Annotated in this window: 14 protein-coding genes and 1 pseudogene; 4 read left to right on the top strand and 11 right to left on the bottom strand. The window is 70.1% G+C overall.

Translation table 11 applies throughout. The features are described from left to right. Window positions 1-113 precede the first annotated feature (113 nt). Window positions 114-992: an NmrA/HSCARG family protein gene (locus ACFYZZ_RS43925; RefSeq protein WP_389189298.1), complete on the top strand. Its 879-nt coding sequence runs from the start codon at window positions 114-116 to the stop codon at window positions 990-992. A gap of 40 nt (window positions 993-1,032) precedes the next feature. Here the strand turns inward: ACFYZZ_RS43925 and ACFYZZ_RS43930 are convergent, their stop codons facing one another. Then, on the bottom strand, window positions 1,033-1,650 hold the full coding sequence (locus ACFYZZ_RS43930) for a disulfide bond formation protein DsbA (RefSeq protein WP_389189302.1): 618 nt from the start codon (window positions 1,648-1,650) through the stop codon (window positions 1,033-1,035). Window positions 1,651-1,871: 221 nt separating this feature from the next. Here ACFYZZ_RS43930 and ACFYZZ_RS43935 point away from each other — a divergent pair, with 221 nt between their 5' ends. From ACFYZZ_RS43935 to ACFYZZ_RS43945, 3 genes are read left to right on the top strand one after another with little or no spacing between them, the layout of a single operon-like run. Continuing rightward, entirely contained in the window at window positions 1,872-2,900 is a 1,029-nt protein-coding gene (locus ACFYZZ_RS43935) for a methyltransferase (protein WP_389189305.1), read from the top strand. A gap of 60 nt (window positions 2,901-2,960) precedes the next feature. Continuing rightward, entirely contained in the window at window positions 2,961-3,392 is a 432-nt protein-coding gene (locus tag ACFYZZ_RS43940) for a carboxymuconolactone decarboxylase family protein (protein ID WP_389189308.1), read from the top strand. A gap of 18 nt (window positions 3,393-3,410) precedes the next feature. Next, on the top strand, window positions 3,411-4,073 hold the full coding sequence (locus ACFYZZ_RS43945) for a sulfotransferase family protein (protein WP_389189312.1): 663 nt from the start codon (window positions 3,411-3,413) through the stop codon (window positions 4,071-4,073). Window positions 4,074-4,164: 91 nt separating this feature from the next. Here ACFYZZ_RS43945 and ACFYZZ_RS43950 read toward each other — a convergent pair whose 3' ends face one another. The 10 genes and pseudogenes from ACFYZZ_RS43950 to ACFYZZ_RS43995 all read right to left on the bottom strand — a co-directional run. After that, a complete protein-coding gene (locus ACFYZZ_RS43950; RefSeq protein WP_389189315.1) occupies window positions 4,165-6,099 on the bottom strand; it encodes a multicopper oxidase family protein in 1,935 nt (644 codons plus the stop codon). A gap of 100 nt (window positions 6,100-6,199) precedes the next feature. Further along, window positions 6,200-7,972, bottom strand: a complete 1,773-nt coding sequence (locus tag ACFYZZ_RS43955; protein WP_389189375.1) for an ABC transporter ATP-binding protein — start codon at window positions 7,970-7,972, stop codon at window positions 6,200-6,202. Window positions 7,973-8,360: 388 nt separating this feature from the next. Further along, window positions 8,361-9,278: an ABC transporter permease gene (locus tag ACFYZZ_RS43960; RefSeq protein WP_389189318.1), complete on the bottom strand. Its 918-nt coding sequence runs from the start codon at window positions 9,276-9,278 to the stop codon at window positions 8,361-8,363. Further along, entirely contained in the window at window positions 9,265-10,068 is an 804-nt protein-coding gene (locus tag ACFYZZ_RS43965; RefSeq protein ID WP_389189321.1) for an ABC transporter ATP-binding protein, read from the bottom strand. The genes ACFYZZ_RS43960 and ACFYZZ_RS43965 overlap by 14 nt, the downstream gene beginning before the upstream one ends. 60 nt (window positions 10,069-10,128) lie before the next feature. Further along, window positions 10,129-11,238, bottom strand: a complete 1,110-nt coding sequence (locus ACFYZZ_RS43970) for an aliphatic sulfonate ABC transporter substrate-binding protein (RefSeq protein ID WP_389189324.1) — start codon at window positions 11,236-11,238, stop codon at window positions 10,129-10,131. Continuing rightward, a complete protein-coding gene (locus ACFYZZ_RS43975) occupies window positions 11,238-12,566 on the bottom strand; it encodes a sulfate adenylyltransferase subunit 1 (protein ID WP_389189327.1) in 1,329 nt (442 codons plus the stop codon). Before ACFYZZ_RS43975 ends, ACFYZZ_RS43970 begins: the two co-directional genes overlap by 1 nt. A 2-nt stretch (window positions 12,567-12,568) precedes the next feature. Next, window positions 12,569-13,507 (bottom strand): sulfate adenylyltransferase subunit CysD, encoded by a 939-nt coding sequence (gene cysD / locus ACFYZZ_RS43980; RefSeq protein ID WP_389189330.1) that lies wholly within the window; start codon window positions 13,505-13,507, stop codon window positions 12,569-12,571. Beyond that, window positions 13,504-14,085 (bottom strand): adenylyl-sulfate kinase, encoded by a 582-nt coding sequence (cysC, locus tag ACFYZZ_RS43985; protein WP_389189378.1) that lies wholly within the window; start codon window positions 14,083-14,085, stop codon window positions 13,504-13,506. Before cysC ends, cysD begins: the two co-directional genes overlap by 4 nt. 119 nt (window positions 14,086-14,204) lie before the next feature. Further along, on the bottom strand, window positions 14,205-14,981 hold the full coding sequence (locus ACFYZZ_RS43990; protein ID WP_389189332.1) for an alpha/beta fold hydrolase: 777 nt from the start codon (window positions 14,979-14,981) through the stop codon (window positions 14,205-14,207). A gap of 354 nt (window positions 14,982-15,335) precedes the next feature. Beyond that, window positions 15,336-15,576 (bottom strand): annotated as a pseudogene (locus ACFYZZ_RS43995) (VOC family protein); the annotation flags it as partial. Between the last annotated feature and the right edge of the window lie 71 nt (window positions 15,577-15,647).

Raw genomic sequence — 15,647 nt, forward strand, 5'->3', positions numbered from 1 at the left:
CTGAAGGAGGAGCCGGCGGCCTGATCCCGCGAGGGACCGCGGCCGTTCGCGGCCCTCACACCCGATAGCCGGGCCGGGCGAGGCCCGGCGGGCACACGACATGGAGGCAGACAGTGGCGGTTGCACAGACGATCCTGGTGACGGGCGGCACCGGTCGGCAGGGCGGGGCGGTCGCCCGCGACCTGCTGCGGCGCGGTTTCACCGTGCACGCCCTGGTCCGCGACCCGCAGAAGGCCGAGGCGCGGGCGCTGGAGGAAGCGGGCGCGGTCCTCGTCCGAGGTGACATGGAGGACGAGGCGTCGCTGGCGGCGGCGATGGAGGGCGTGTACGGCGTGTTCAGCGTGCAGACCTTCCGGGGCCCCGGCGGCGTCGAGGCCGAGATCCGCCAGGGCAAGGCGGTGGCCGACGCCGCGGTGCGGGCCGGGGTGAAGCACTTCGTCTACAGCTCGGTCGGCGGTGCGGACCGGGACACCCGCGTACCGCACTTCGAGAGCAAGCTGGCGGGCGAGCAGTACCTGGCGACGCTCGACCTGCCGACCACGGTGCTGCGGCCGGCGATGTTCTACGACATCCTCCTCGACATCGCCCCGCGCCCGATGCAGGGCGAGCTCGTCCTGGCCATGTGGCTCAACCCCGAGACCCCGGTGCAGATCATCGCGACGAGCGACATCGGCGCGTTCGCCGCGGACGCCTTCGAGAACCCGCAGGAATGGATCGGCCGGACGGTCGACATCGCCGGCGAGGAGCTGACCGGGCCGCAGATGGCCGCGGCGTTCGAGGCCGCCTCCGGCATCCCGACCCGCTTCCAGCAGCTGCCCATCGAGCCGCTGCGCGCCGGCCGTGCGGACCTCGCCAACATGTTCGACTGGTTCGAGCGTGAGGGTTTCCAGGCCGACCTGACCGAACTGCGCAAGAACAGGCCGAACCTGCTCTCCCTGGAGGCGTGGCTGAAGGACAACTGGACCCCCCCGGCGGTCGCGACGCGCGGCTGACGCCGGGGCCGGCCGGGGGGAGAGAGGGCCGCGCCGGGGCTCAGGCGAAGATCGGGTCCCGGTTCCGGCTGCGCTTGAGCTCGAAGAACCCGTCGGTCTCGGCCACGGCGAGCACGCCGTCCCAGAGCTTCACCGCGGCTTCCCCCCGCGGTGCAGGCGTCACCACGGGTCCGAAGAAGGCCACGTCCCCCACGGCAATGACGGGGGTGCCCACATCGGTGCCGACGCGGTCGACGCCGTCGTGGTGCGAAGCGCGCACCGCGCTGTCGAACGCGTCGGAACCAGCCGCGTCGGCCAGGGCGGGATCGAGGTCCGCGGCGGCCAGGGCCGCCGCGTAGGTGGCCCGCTCCTTGGGCGCCTTCTCCAGGTGGAACCGGGTGCCGAGTTCGGTGTAGAGCCGGTGCAGCACCCCGGGTCCGTACGTGCGCTCGGCAGCGGCGCAGACCCGTACCGGCTCCATCCGCAGGGCCAGGTCGCGGTGCCAGCGCTCGTCGAGGCCGGCGCGTCCCTCGTTGAGCACCGTCAGGCTCATGATGTGCCAGCGGATGTCCAGGGGCCGTCGCTCTGCGACCTCAAGGACCCACCGGGATGTCATCCATGCCCAGGGGCAGGTCGGGTCGAACCAGAAATCCACCGGGGTCGGGGTGTCGTGCGCCAACGTCGGCCTCCTCAGGGCGACTGCAAGGTCGCGGTCGGCACAGCCTGACAAGCGGGGTCGGATTCCCGGTCGAGCGTCAGTAGAGGTGGACTCCGCTCAAACGCGAGAATTCCCCGGTTGAACATTCTTGTCAATGACTTGAGAAACTCGGTCGGTTGCGGCGCAGAGAAGCGCCGACCTATCGTCTGGAATCCGCAAAAAGACACTCCGAGGGGAAAGTGATGTCCGCATCGGCCGAGGTCCGCGACCAGTCGGATTCTTACGCGCTGCTCGAATTGATTCAGGGTGCCGTCATCACCCAGGCGATCTCCGTCGCAGCCAGGCTCGGCATCGCGGACGTGCTCGCCGACGCGCCGCTGTCCGCCGAGGACATCGCCCTGCGGGTCGAGGCCGACGCGCAGGCGACCCACCGGATCCTGCGCGCGCTGTCCGGCCACGGGGTCTTCGCGGTCCGCCCGGACGGCCGGTACGAGAACACGGCGCTGTCCGACAAGCTCCGCGAGGACGCGCAGGACTCGATGCGGAAGTTCGCCCTGCTGATGAGCCACCCCCTGCTGCACGAGGAGTGGGGCCACCTGCTCACCACCGTGCGGACCGGCGAGGCCAACCTGCCCAAGCTGCGCGGCATGGGCACGCTGGACTTCTTCCACGCGAACCCCGCCTACGCCGCCGCGTTCTTCCAGGCGTTCGGCAAGGTCTCGGAGTCGGAGACCGACCCGGTCCTGGCCGCCTACGACTTCTCCCGGTTCCGCACCGTCGTGGACGTCATCGGCGGCCGCGGCTACCTCCTGGCGGGGGTTCTCCAGCAGGCGCCGAACGCCAAGGGCGTGCTGTACGACTTCGAGATCGCGACCGTGGACTCGGCCTCGCTCTTCGAGGAGGCCGGTGTCGCGGACCGCTACACCGTCGAACACGGCAGCTACCTCGGCAAGCTGCCGAAGGGCGCTGACGCGTACCTGTTCAAGCGGATCATCCACAACTTCTCCGAGGAAGACGCCCTGACCGCCCTGCGCAACGCGCGCGAGGCGATCGGCCCCGACGGCAAGCTGCTCTGCATCGAGTACCTGCTTCCCGAGAACAACGAGCGCCACATCGGCCACACCATCGACCTCTGGCTGATGCTGATGATCGGCTCCCAGGACCGCACGCTCGCCCAGTACACCGAGCTGTTCGCCAGGGCGGGCTTCAAGATCACCAGGGCGATCCCCACCACGTCACCGATCTCGATCATCGAGGCGATCCCGGTCTGACGGCCCTGTCCGACGTCATTTCACCTTCCAGCGCACCGTTATCACACAGGAGAACTCCCGATGGCTCCACGGATGGACAACCCCTCCCTGGTCGTTCCCGGCGCCCTGCAGCCCCTGCTCGACCTGTCCGAGGTCATCGGCAAGGTCGGCGTACCGCAGTCGACCCTCGACTTCATCCGGCTGCGCGTCGCCGCGATCAACGGCCGCGTCTACACCTTCCCGGCCGAGCCCGCGGACGAGCGCCTGCTCCTGGTGGACGCGTGGCGCACCGAGCCCTCCTTCACCGACGCCGAGCGCGCCGCCCTGGAGCTGGCCGAGGCCGTCACCCTGCAGACCGACGCCCAGAACGCGCCGTCGGACGAGGTCTGGGCGAACGCCTCCAAGCACTACACCGACGTGCAGCTCGGCGCCCTGGTCATGCACATCAGCCTGGTCAACTTCTGGAACCGGGTGAACGTCGCCACCCACCAGGACGACGCGGTCTGGCGCTGAGGAGGAGGACACACCACCGTGTTGAAGGTCATCAACGCCGGCCTGGGCCGGACCGGCACGACATCGCTCCAGGTGGCCCTGGAGCGGCTCGGCCTCGGCCCCTGCTTCCACATGTTCGAGATCGTCGACGACGACCAGCGCCTCGCCCAGTGGGAGCGCGTCATCTGTGACGGCGAGCGCCCCGACTGGGCCGCGCTGTACGACGGCTACGCCTCCGCGGTGGACGGTCCCTCGACCGTCTACTACCAGCAGATCAGCGAGGCGCTCCCCGAGGCCAAGGTGATCCTCACGGTCCGCGACGCCGAGGGCTGGTACAAGAGCACGTACGACACGCTGTACCAGTTCGCGCTGCGGACCATGGAGCACCCGCCCGAGCCGGGCTCCCGGCAGGCCCGGCTGTTCCGCGTCGTCAACGCCCTGGTCTGGGAGGGCCTCTTCGACGGCCGGTTCTCGGACAAGGACCACGCCATCGAGGTCTACCACCGGCACACCGAGGACGTCGTGCGCGCCCTCGGCGCGGACAACGTCCTCGTGTACGACGTGCAGCAGGGGTGGGAGCCGCTGTGCGCGTTCCTCGGGGTCGAGGTTCCCGACGAGGAGTTCCCGCGCGCCAACAGCTCCGAGGAGATGCGTCAGCGCATAGCCCAGGCCGCCGGCGCCGGACCGGTTCCCACCGGCTGAGTCAGCGGGTCCCGGCAGCACGACGCGAACGGCAGCCGGCGTCCTCGGACGCCGGCTGCCGTTCGCGGTTCCGGGCCCACGGCGTCGGGCATCAGTGGTGGGCGTGGCCGCCGGCGTGCATATGGGCGGCCGGCGACACCACGAGGGGCCGCACCATGTGCTGCTCGTGCTCCAGCATGTGGCAGTGGTGGACGCCCCTGCCGACGACGGGGAACCGGACCGCCACGGTGACCAGCTCGCCCAGCGTGGCGTTCGGCGTGATCTGGCCGGCCGTACCCACCCGGATGACGTCCTTCTCCCCGAGCTCGTGCGCTTCGAGCACCCCCGCGGCCTTGAACGCGATGGGCTTGGCCGAGCCGCGGGTGACCCGGTTGAACCCGGTGATGTCGTAGTTCTCGCGGGAGAGCACCTGGAAGTGCGACAGGTGGATGTGCATGGGGTGCGGGGACGCGGCGAGGTTGAGGTACTTCCAGATCTCCACGCTCTGGTGCGCGGCGGTGAACGTCCTGCCGTCGTCGTACGCCATCGCCGTCCTGCGCAGCGTCCTGATGGTGCCCTCGGCGTCCTGGACCTGGACGACCCCGGCGGACGGGAACGTGATCCCGGCCGGGTCGACCTCCTCCATCTCCCACAGCTCGGGAACGTTCGTCGAGCCGGGACCGACCACGACCACCCACCGGTGGGCGTGGTCGTGGGGCAGGTCGTCGTGGCAGAGCCGCTTGAACGTGGGCGAGACGACCTCCGGCAGCACGAACCGGCTGGACGGCCTCTGGTCCGCGACGCGGAACTGCATCACGTCGGGCTCCAACAGGTCGTTGAGCTTGTCGGAGGCACCCGGAGTGATGCCCTCCAGCGTGTTGACCAGCTTCAGGGCCTGCCCCCGGAACGCGCTGAAGTCGACCAGTACGTCGACGCGCTCGCCGGGGGAGAGGTTGAGCGCCCCCTCGACGGCCAGCGGCTTGTCGATCAGACCCTGGTCGGTCCCGATCACCTTCAGCGCCTCCGGGACGGGCCGGCCGTCCGCCAGCAGCATCAGCCGGTACATCCGCGAGTTCGCGGCGTTGACGATCCGGAACCGGTACCAGCGCGGCGTGACCTCCAGGTACGGCCAGACCACCCCGTTCACCAGGGTGTAGGGGGCCGCGTGGGCGCGCATGAGCCGCTGCGGGCCGATCATCTCCACCTTGTGGACCAGCCGGCCGACGAGGGCACCGGACTCGTCCACGTCGAAGTTGCGGTCGCTGAGGACCAGCGGCACGTCGCGGGCGCCCTCGGGCAGGTCGAGCGCCTCCTCCTCCTCGTTGCGGGAGAGGAACAGGCCCGCGAGCCCGGCGTACACACTGAAGCGGCTCACGTGGTGGGTGTGGTCGTGGTACCAGAGCGTCGTCGCGGCCTGGTCGTTCGGATAGGCCGACAACTGCACGTCGCCCGGACCTATGAGGTTCTCCATCCAGCCGTCGTTGCCGCCACCGGTCAGCATGCCGTGCAGGTGCACCGCGGCCCACGGCGCCAGGTCCGCCACGCCGGGGACCTCCTGGGTCCCCGCCGTGCCGGGGTAGTTGGAGAGCGGGTCGGGGGAGCGGCCCGTGGTCGAGCCGAAGTCGACGGCCTTGACCGGGATGTTGCCCGTCAGCTGGTTCTCCCAGACGACCCGCAGCGGGCGGCCGCTGACCGTCTTGATCGTCGGGCCCGGGTAGACGCCCTCGTACGTCCACATCGTCACCGGCGGCATCTCGGAGTGCACGGTGACGTCGGCGGTGCGCATGCGGACGGTCAGCTCGTCATGGTCGCCGCGGTCGCGGGGGCGCAGCACCGGCGGGATCCGCAGCGGATCCGTGAACTTGGTCAGCTTCAGCTCGGGCGCCGACGGCTCGGGCCCGCCGGCCGTCGTGGCGGCCGCACCTTCTGACTTGAAGAAGGGGGCGGCGGTCATCAGGGCGCCCAGGCCGGCCATGGTGCCGTAACGCAGCAGCGCGCGTCGGTTCAGCTCGGACGGCTCGAATGTTTCGGAAGCTGTGGGATCCATTCGCCCGAGGCTAGGGGCGGCCGCTCTCGCCGAACTCGAGCTCGGCTCCAGACCGATGGGGTCGGTCCGGGGAGCCGGACCCGAGTCCGGGGAGCGGAGTTCAGACCGCTATCGGCTCGCTGTCCCGGTTGACGAGCGTCGCGTAATGGCCACCGCGCAGGAGCAGCTCGTCGTGGGTGCCGCGCTCGGAGACCCGGCCCCGGTCCAGCACGATGATCTCGTCGGCGTTGCGGACGGTCGACAGCCGGTGGGCGACCGTGATGGTGGTACGGCCCACGCTGGCCGCGTCGATGGCCTTCTGTACGGCCTGCTCGGTCTGGGTGTCCAGGGCACTGGTGGCCTCGTCGAGCACCAGGATCGGCGGGTCGCGCAGGATGGTGCGGGCGATCGCCAGCCGCTGCTTCTCGCCGCCGGAGAACCGGTACCCGCGCTCGCCGACCACCGTGTCGTAGCCGTCGGGCAGCAGCATCAGATAGTCGTGGATGTGGGCGATCCGCGCCGCCGCGAACAGCTCCTCGTCGGTCGCGTCGGGCTTGGCGAACCGCAGGTTGTCCGCGACCGTGGCGTGGAACAGGTACGTCTCCTGGGAGACGACGCCGACCGCGGCCGTGAGCGTGTCGAAGGACAGGTCGCGTACATCGACCCCGTCGATCGTGACGGAACCGGACGTGACGTCGTACAGCCGCGGAATGAGGTAGCTGAGCGTGGTCTTTCCCGAGCCGGTCTCTCCGACGATCGCGAGGCTGCGGCCCGCGGGGACGGTCACGTCGACCCCGGCCAGCGTCGGCTGCTCCGCTCCCGCATAGGAGAAGCCGACCCCCCGCATGCGCACCTCACCCCGCAGGGCGGCCGGCTTGACCGGCCGCTCCGGCTCGGTGATGTCGACGGGCAGGTCGAGGTACTCGAAGATGCGGCCGAACAGCTCGAGGGAACCCTGGATCTCGATCCCGACGGTCAGCAGCCGCTGCGCCGGGCGGAACAGGCTCTGCTGGAGGGACGTGAACGCAACCAGGGAGCCGATGGAGATGGCCATGTGGCCGTTGTCGGAGGTCAGCCCCGCAACCCAGTAGATCACCGCCGGCATGGAGGCTATGACGACCCAGATCGTGGACTGGTACCACAGGCCCGCCGTGGTGACGCGCACCTCGACGTCGGTGAGCTTGCGCGACTGCCGCGCGAAGTTGTCGGTCAGGGAGCGGGAACGGCCCATGGTGTGGCTGAGCAGAATCCCGCTGATCGACAGGGACTCCTGCATGGTCGAGGACAGCTCGGCGAGCCGGCTCTGCCGGTCACGGGTGATGTTCCGCCGCTCGTTCCCCACGCGACGGCTCACCAAGGCGAACGCTGGAAGCATGAGCATGGACGCGAGCGTCAGACGCCAGTCGAGCAGGAACATGGCGGTGGTCGAGGCGATGACGATCGTCATGTCGGACAGCAGCGCCGCGGCGGTGGTCGTAATGGTGACCTGCATCCCGCCGATGTCGTTGGCGATGCGCGACTGCACCTCGCCGGTACGGGTGCGGGCGAAGAAGGCCAGCGACATCCGCTGGAGGTGGCTGTACACCGCCGTGCGCAGGTCGTGCATGACGAGCTGGCCCACCGTGGCCGACACATGCGTCTGCCAGACGTTGAACGAGCTGGTGGTGACCGACACCATGATCATGCCGAGGGAGAGCAGGGACAGCAGCCCCATCCTGTCCTGCGGCAGCGCCGTGTCCATGATCTCGCGGATCAGGAACGGGTTGACGAGGGAGACCAGGGAGGAGCCCGCGACCAGCAACACGACGGACAGCAGCTTCCTCCGATACGGGCGAAACAGCCCGAGGACGCGTCGCATCTCGCCGTGTTTCATCAGTGCCTGAGGACGCGTCATGCCCGAACTGGCGCTGCTCACCCTGGCCTCCTTCTCTCTTTGGTCAGTTCCAGTCGACTGCTCGACGGTTTGCCGCGCCTATTGCAGATGCTTGACCAGTGCCGCCCATTGGGCGAGCTCCTCTGCCGACAGCGGTGGCAGGCACGGCTGGTCGGCAGGCAGGGCGGTGGATTCCTTCCATGCGCAGGGGGGAGACACCCCGCTCCACGCAAACCCCGTCCACATGAGGCCGTCACTGAATGTCTTCCATATGGATCGAAGAGCGGACCTGGGATCCGCGCCCATGCCGACCTCCATTCACAGGGGAACCGCCCGACGCAATCTTGTGCACCGTCGCTCAACAGAACATCGGGAGTGTGTCGAGTTCTGCTGGAGAGCGATTCCGGTTTCAACGCGCGGCCAGCAGTCCGCGGCCGCGCAGCACCCGTCGCTCCAGCGGGGTGAAGAACAGCAGGTCGATGGCGACGCCGACGCCGAAGATCAGGATGATGCCGAGCATCACACCCGGCATGTCGGAGAACTCCCGCTGGTTCTGCAGGTAGCGGCCGAGGCCGATCCCCAGATCGGGGGAGGAGGCGATGAGTTCGGCGGCCATCAGCGCCCGCCAGGAGAACGCCCAGCCCTGCTTCAGCCCGGCCAGGTACCCGGGCAGGGCGCCGGGGAGCAGCACGTGCCGGGCGCCGCGCAGACCGTTCGCGCCGAGCGTACGACCGGCCCGCAGGAACAGTGGCGGCACCCGGTCGATCCCGGCGATCAGGCCGTTGGCGATCGAGGGCACCGAGCCCAGCAGGATCACGGCGTACATGGCCGAGTTGTTGATGCCGAGCCAGATGACGGCGGCCGGCACCCAGGCGACCGAAGGCAGCGACTGCAGGCCCGCCAGCACCGGCCCGATGGCGGCCCGTACCGGCTTGACCTGGGCGACGAGCAGGCCGATCGGCGTACCGATCACGACGGCCGCCAGGAAGCCCGAGACGCCGCGCCAGAGGCTGGTCCAGATGATGGAGAACAGGGTGCCCTCGTCCCAGAGGACCGTGAGCGCGTGCCACACGTCGGCCGGATTCGGCAGCTTTTCGGGGCTGGTCAGGTGCAGGCTGCAGGCGAGCTGCCAGGCACCGACGACCAGCACGACGCCCAGGACCGGCGGCAGCACCTTCGCCTTCAGCACCTGGCCGAACGAGGCGCGCTGCGCGTGGCCGGCCTCCAGTGCGTCGAGGCCGGCCCTCAGCGTGTCGAGGCCGGCCCCCACGCCGTCGCGGCGGGCGGCGCGGTCGCTCGCCGCTGGCAGGGTGTCAGTGCTGGACATGGCGGCGGATCTCCCTACGCAGGTGCTCGGTGATTTCGATGGACAGCTCCGCGACCTCGACGGACTCGCCCCGTAGCGAATGCGGCAGGTCGACGCGCCACTCCCGGGCGATCCGGCCGGGCCGGGACGACAGCAGGACGACGCGCTGGGCGAGGCGCACGGCCTCTCTGACGTTGTGGGTGACGAACAGGACGGTGAGCCTGCGCTCGTTCCAGATCCGGGTGATCTCCTCGTGCAGGACGTCCCGGGTGATGGCGTCGAGGGCGGCGAACGGCTCGTCCATCAGCAGTACGGTGCTGCCCTGGGCGAGCGCGCGCGCCATGGCCACGCGCTGGCGCATGCCGCCGGAGAGCTCGTGCACCCGCTTGCGGTATGCGCCGCCGAGGCGGACCAGCTCCAGCAGCCGCTCGGCCTCGGGCCTGCGGTCCTCGCGCGGCACGCCCGCCAGGCGCAGCGCCAGCTCGATGTTCCGACCCGCGGTCAGCCACGGGAACAGTGCGTGGTCCTGGAACATCAGCGACGGGCGGGTGCCGGGTACCTCGATGGTTCCGGCGCTGGGTTCGTCGAGCCCCGCCACCAGGTTCAACAGGGTGGATTTGCCGCAGCCGGAAGCGCCGAGCAGGGTGACGAACTCGCCCGGGGCCACGTCCAGACTGATGTCGTCGAGCACGACGGAGGCCGCACCGGGGCGGCCGAAGGCCTTGGAGACGTGCGAGAGCCGGACCGCCGGGTATTCGGCCGTGGTCTCGACGACGGGGGCGCACTTCGGGATGGTCAGTGCCGTGGTCATTGCGGACACCTCCTGCGGGAGTGGACGGGGGCGCTGCGCGGAGCTACGGGGTGCGGGTCGTCACTTGACGCCGAGCCCGGCGTCCGCCGCGGCGGGCCGGCCGGCTGCCGTGAGTACCTTGTTGAGCAGGGTCAGGTCGACGATCCCGTCGAGCTTGGGGTTCTTGAGGAGGCCCGCCGTGACCGCGTGCTCGGCCCCGGCCCGCAGGGTGTCGGACAGCGGGTCGTCGATGAACTCGATGCTCTGCCACGCGGGGTCGAGGATGGCGGGCGGCAGCGCGTTGCCCGTGTCGGCCTTGATCTTCAGGTTGGCGTCGGCCTTCGCCTTCTCCGGGTTGGCCCTGATGAAGGCGTTGGTCGCCACCGAGCCGCGCAGCACAGCCTCGACCACGTCGGGGTGCGCGGTCAGGAACTTCTGCGAGACGATGATGTTGGTGGTCACGAACTTGCCGCCCGGCCACAGCGTCTTCTCGTCCAACAGGACCTTCGCGCCGAGCGTGACCAGCCTGGAGGCGGTCGGCTCGGGCACCCAGGCGCCGTCGATGGAGCCGGACTTGTACGCCTCCGGCACCACCTTGTTCTCCGTGCGGATCACATTGACGTCACCCGCGCCGGAGGCCGGGTTCACCTTGTAGCCCTTGCCCGCCAGGTAGTTGAGCAGAGCGACGTCCTGGGTACCGCCCAGCTGCGGGGTGGCGAGCTTCTTGCCCCGGAGATCGGCCAGCGAGCCGATCTTCGCCGGGTTGACCACCAGCTTGACACCGCCGGAGGCCGAGCCGCCGATGATCCGCAGGGACGTGCCGTGCGACTTGACGTAGCCGTTGATCGCCGAGTTCGGGCCGATCCAGCCGATGTCGATCGAACCGGCGTTGAGCGCCTCGATCTCGGACGGACCGGCGTTGAAGACCTGGGACTTGATCCGGGTCGACCCCAGCTCCTTCTGGAACAGACCGTCCTGCAGGCCCACCAGGGCGGTCCCGTGCGTGAGGTTCGGGAAGTAGCCGATCTTGACGGTGTCGGCGGAGAGCTTCTTGCCGGAGGCGGGGCCCGCGGTCTGCTCCACCGGGGTCTCGTCGGCACTGGCACCGTAGCCGCAGCTCGTCAGCAGCCCGGCTGCCGTGGTCACTGCAACGGCCGCAAGGGCCACGCGCCCGATCTTCTGGTGGTGCATCAGACCCAGTCCTCCTCATTGATTGCCGCGGCTGTGCGCCGTACGGTCTCGAATGGCTCGCCCGCCATGCCGGCGGCGAGGGTGGTGCCGTCAGCCGGGTCGATCAGCACGAACGATCCCGTCCGGCGGCTGTCGGCGTAGGAGTCGAGCGCGAGCGGCTCGGCCGTGCGCAGCACGACGCGGCCGATGTCGTTGACCTGCAGACCCTCGGCGCCGGGGCACCGTTCGAGCGTGCCGATGTCGATCCGGTACGAGATGTCCTTGACGACGGCCCGCACGGTGCGGGTGGTGTGCTTGAGCAAAACCTTGGCGCCGACGTGCAGGGGGCGCTCGTTGAGGTGACAGACGCTCGCCTCGATGTCCTTGGCGGGCGCCGCGGCCGTCCCCCCGGCCGCGATCAGGTCGCCGCGCGAGACGTCGATGTCGTCGGTGAGCCGGACGGTGACGGACTGCGGCGCCCAGGCGACGTCCGTCTGCGTGCCGAGCGCGTCGATGGCCGCGACGGCAGTGGTGCGGCCGGCGGGCAGGACGGTGACGGCGTCCCCGACCCGCAGCACGCCCGAGGCGATCTGGCCGGCGTAGCCCCGGTAGTCGGGGTGCTCGGCGGTCTGCGGGCGGATCACGTACTGGACCGGGAAGCGGGCGGGCTCCTCCCGCGGGTCGCTGCCGACCGGGACGGTCTCCAGGTGCTCCAGCAAGGTCCGGCCGCCGTACCAGTCCATGTGGGCGGAGGGCTCGACCACGTTGTCGCCGGCCAGCGCGGAGAGCGGGATCGCCACGACGTTCTTGACCCCGAGCGTGGCGGCGTACGCGGTGAACTCCGCGGCGATCTTCGCGAAAACGCATTCCTCGTAGCCGACCAGGTCCATCTTGTTGACGGCGAGGACCACGTGCGGGACGCGCAGCAGGGCGGCGACCGCGGTGTGCCGGCGGGTCTGCTCGACCATGCCGTTGCGGGCGTCGACCAGGACGACCGCGAGTTCGGCGGTGGAGGCGCCGGTGACCATGTTGCGGGTGTACTGCACGTGGCCGGGCGTGTCGGCCAGGATGAACCGGCGGCGGGCGGTGGCGAAGTAGCGGTAGGCCACGTCGATGGTGATGCCCTGCTCCCGCTCGGCCCGCAGGCCGTCGGTGAGCAGCGCCAGGTCCGGGGCGTCGTGCCCGCGGTCGGCGGAGACCCGCTCCACGGCCTCGAGCTGGTCCTCCAGGACCGACTTGGAGTCGTGCAGCAGACGGCCCACCAGGGTGGACTTGCCGTCGTCGACGGAACCCGCGGTGGCGAAGCGCAGCAGCGTGGTGGCGCTGAGCTGCTCGGTGGTGGTCGTCATCGCTAGAAGTACCCTTCGCGCTTGCGGTCTTCCATCGCGGCCTCGGACAGCTTGTCGTCGGCCCGGGTCGCGCCCCGCTCGGTGAGGCGGGAGACGGCGATCTCGGCGATCACCGCGTCGACCGTGGCGGCGTCGGAGTCGACGGCGCCGGTGCAGGACATGTCGCCCACGGTGCGGTAGCGGACGAGCCGCTTCTCGACCGTCTCGCCGTCCTTCGGGCCGCCCCACTCGCCGGCGGTCAGCCACATGCCGCCCCGCAGGAAGACGTCCCGTTCGTGGGCGAAGTAGATCTCCGGCAGCTCGATGTCCTCGCGGGCGATGTACTGCCAGACGTCCAGCTCGGTCCAGTTGGACAGCGGGAAGACGCGGACGTGCTCGCCCGGGGCGTGCCGGCCGTTGTACAGGTTCCACAGCTCGGGCCGCTGCCGGCGCGGGTCCCACTGGGAGAACTCGTCGCGCAGCGAGAACACCCGCTCCTTGGCGCGGGCCTTCTCCTCGTCCCGGCGGCCGCCGCCGAAGACCGCGTCGAACTTCTCCGACTGGATCTTCTCGGTCAGCGGGACGGTCTGCAGCGGGTTGCGGGTGCCGTCAGGGCGCTCCTGGAGCTTGCCGGCATCGATGTAGTCCTGGACCGAGGCGACGTGCAGGCGCAGGCCGTGCCGCGCCACCGTGCGGTCCCGATAGGCGATGGCCTCGGGGAAGTTGTGGCCGGTGTCGACGTGCAGCAGCGCGAACGGCACCGGAGCCGGCGCGAACGCCTTGAGCGCCAGGTGCAGCATGACGATCGAGTCCTTGCCGCCGGAGAAGAGGATCACCGGCTTCTCGAACTCGCCCGCCACCTCGCGGAAGATGTGGATCGCCTCGGACTCCAGGGAATCCAGGTGCGTCAGCGCGAAGGGGTTCCCCGACGCCTCGATCAGGCGATGGGTCGCGGTCGTCATGCCAGGCCCCTCTCGGTCAGGAAGGTGTGCAGCTCCGCCACGGACTCGGCCACCGAGCGGTCCTGCGTCTGGATGCGCAGCTCCGGGCTCTGCGGTGCCTCGTACGGGTCGTCGACGCCCGTGAGACCGGAGATCTCGCCGGCCGCCTGCTTGGCGTACAGGCCCTTCACGTCGCGCTGGGAACAGAGCGTGACCGGGGTGGCCACGTGGATCTCCAGGAACGGCGTGCCGCCGGCGGCGTGCCGGGCACGGACGGCGGCGCGGGAGCCGGTGTACGGGGCGATGACCGGAACCAGCGCCTTGACGCCGTGGGAGGCCAGCAGGCCGGCCACGAAGCCGATCCGCTGCACGTTGGTGTGCCGGTCCGCGCGGGTGAAGCCGAGGCCCGCCGAGAGGAACTCGCGGATCTCGTCGCCGTCGAGGACCTCCACCTCGTGTCCCTCGGCGCGCAGGCGCTTGGCGAGGGCGCGGGCGAGGGTGGTCTTGCCCGCGCTGGGCAGCCCGGTCAGCCACACGGTGGCGCCGCGCTCGCTGGGGGCGGCGGCCGGAGCCGCCTCCGCGGTGTCCCCGGCGGCCAGGGTGTGAACCGTGGTCACGGTGGTGTTCTCCCGGGAGGTAGATGGCGGACTTTCAGGGATGGGTCGAGCACGTCCTTCGCGCTGCAGGGCGGCGGCGCGGGCAGGGGTGGCGGGACCTTTCAGGCGGTGGCGAACTCGACCAGCGTCCGGCCGAGTACGTCCATGTCGATCCGGTGCCAGGATCCGGGCAGCTCAAGGCCCCGGCCGTTGGGCAGGGCCGCCACGGTCGCCTGCGCCGCCGCACGCAGCCAGGCGCTCGTGCTGTCGCTGTTGAGGACCAGCGTCTGCGTCCCGAATCCGGCGAGCGGGCCGGCCGGGACGGTGAAGTCGCCGCAGATCTCGATGTCGTAGAGCAGCGTGTGCGCGTTCGCCTCGTTCGTCGCCCAGATCGGGCTCCGGCGCCACTCCGCGACGGTGTCGGGGGTGAGGCCCAGGACCGGGCCGAGGAAGTACTCGGCCGCCTCGTCGCGCCGGTCGCCCTCCAGGAGGGCCCGGATCGTCTGCGCGGCGTTCCACGGAGCCTTCGGGAACCCGTCGACCCGGAAGAACGGCTCGTGGAGGGCCAGCCTGGTGATCGGCGTGCCGGCGAGCGCCGCCCGGATCGCCAGGTTCGCGCCCGTGGACCCGGCGAACACGGCCGCTGAGCCGCCCGCCTCCTCGATCACCATCCGGAGATCCTCGATCTCCCGCTCGACCGCGTACTCGGGGGCGTCACCGCTGCGGCCGCGCCCGCGGCGGTCGTAGGCATATACGGTGCAGTGCTGCGCCAGCTCGGGAACGAGCTCGCCGAAGATCGTGTGGTCGCGGAACGCACCGTTGAGCAGCACGAGCGCGGGGCCCTCGCCCGACTTCTCGTAAGCGATCGTCGTGCCGTCCCGCGAAACGACCTTGTGCATCACGCACTCCTCATGCCGACCGGAGGTGCTCTCACCTCGCCCTGTGTCGGCAGCTTCGAGTGCGTCGATGGATCACTGGTCGAGAACCGATAGCGGCCCGCTGCAAGACGCGTCGTGACCAGGGGGAACGCGACCGGGCCCGAGGTTCCTCCCGGGACGACGAAGGCGGCCGTTCTTCACGCTTCGAGGTCCGGCAACGAAGCACTGAAGAACGGCCGCCCACGCGCCAAGGGCCGCCGAGGCCGGATGACGAGCCTCAGCTCATGGCCTTCTTGACCAGCGCGCCGATGCGCTCCTCGTCGGCCGACCCGGCGTAGTCGGGCATCCCATACCAGAGCTTGGGCGCGAGGCCCGGGTCGGCTCCTGGACGACCTCGGTATCACCGGTCTGCACCTTCTCGAACGTGGCGTCGACGTCCGGGGCGGCCAGCAGGATCCACCCGTAGGTGTTCGGCCGGGCGGGCCGACCGCGATCCAGCGAGTCCTGCTCTGGCCGGTGTCGCTGCGGACCTCGAAGCCGAGGACGTCGTGGTGAACGCGAGCGAGGCGTCCGGGTCGTCATGCGGCAGGGCAACCGGGTGGATGGTGATATCCATGGCAAGAGCCAGGGCGATCACGCGAACCGAACTTCTCGATTCCTGATCGGCCCGGACACGCCGTGACGTTC

It is taken from the genome of Streptomyces sp. NPDC001816 (genome assembly GCF_042892235.1).
Classification (GTDB): Bacteria; Actinomycetota; Actinomycetes; order Streptomycetales; family Streptomycetaceae; genus Streptomyces.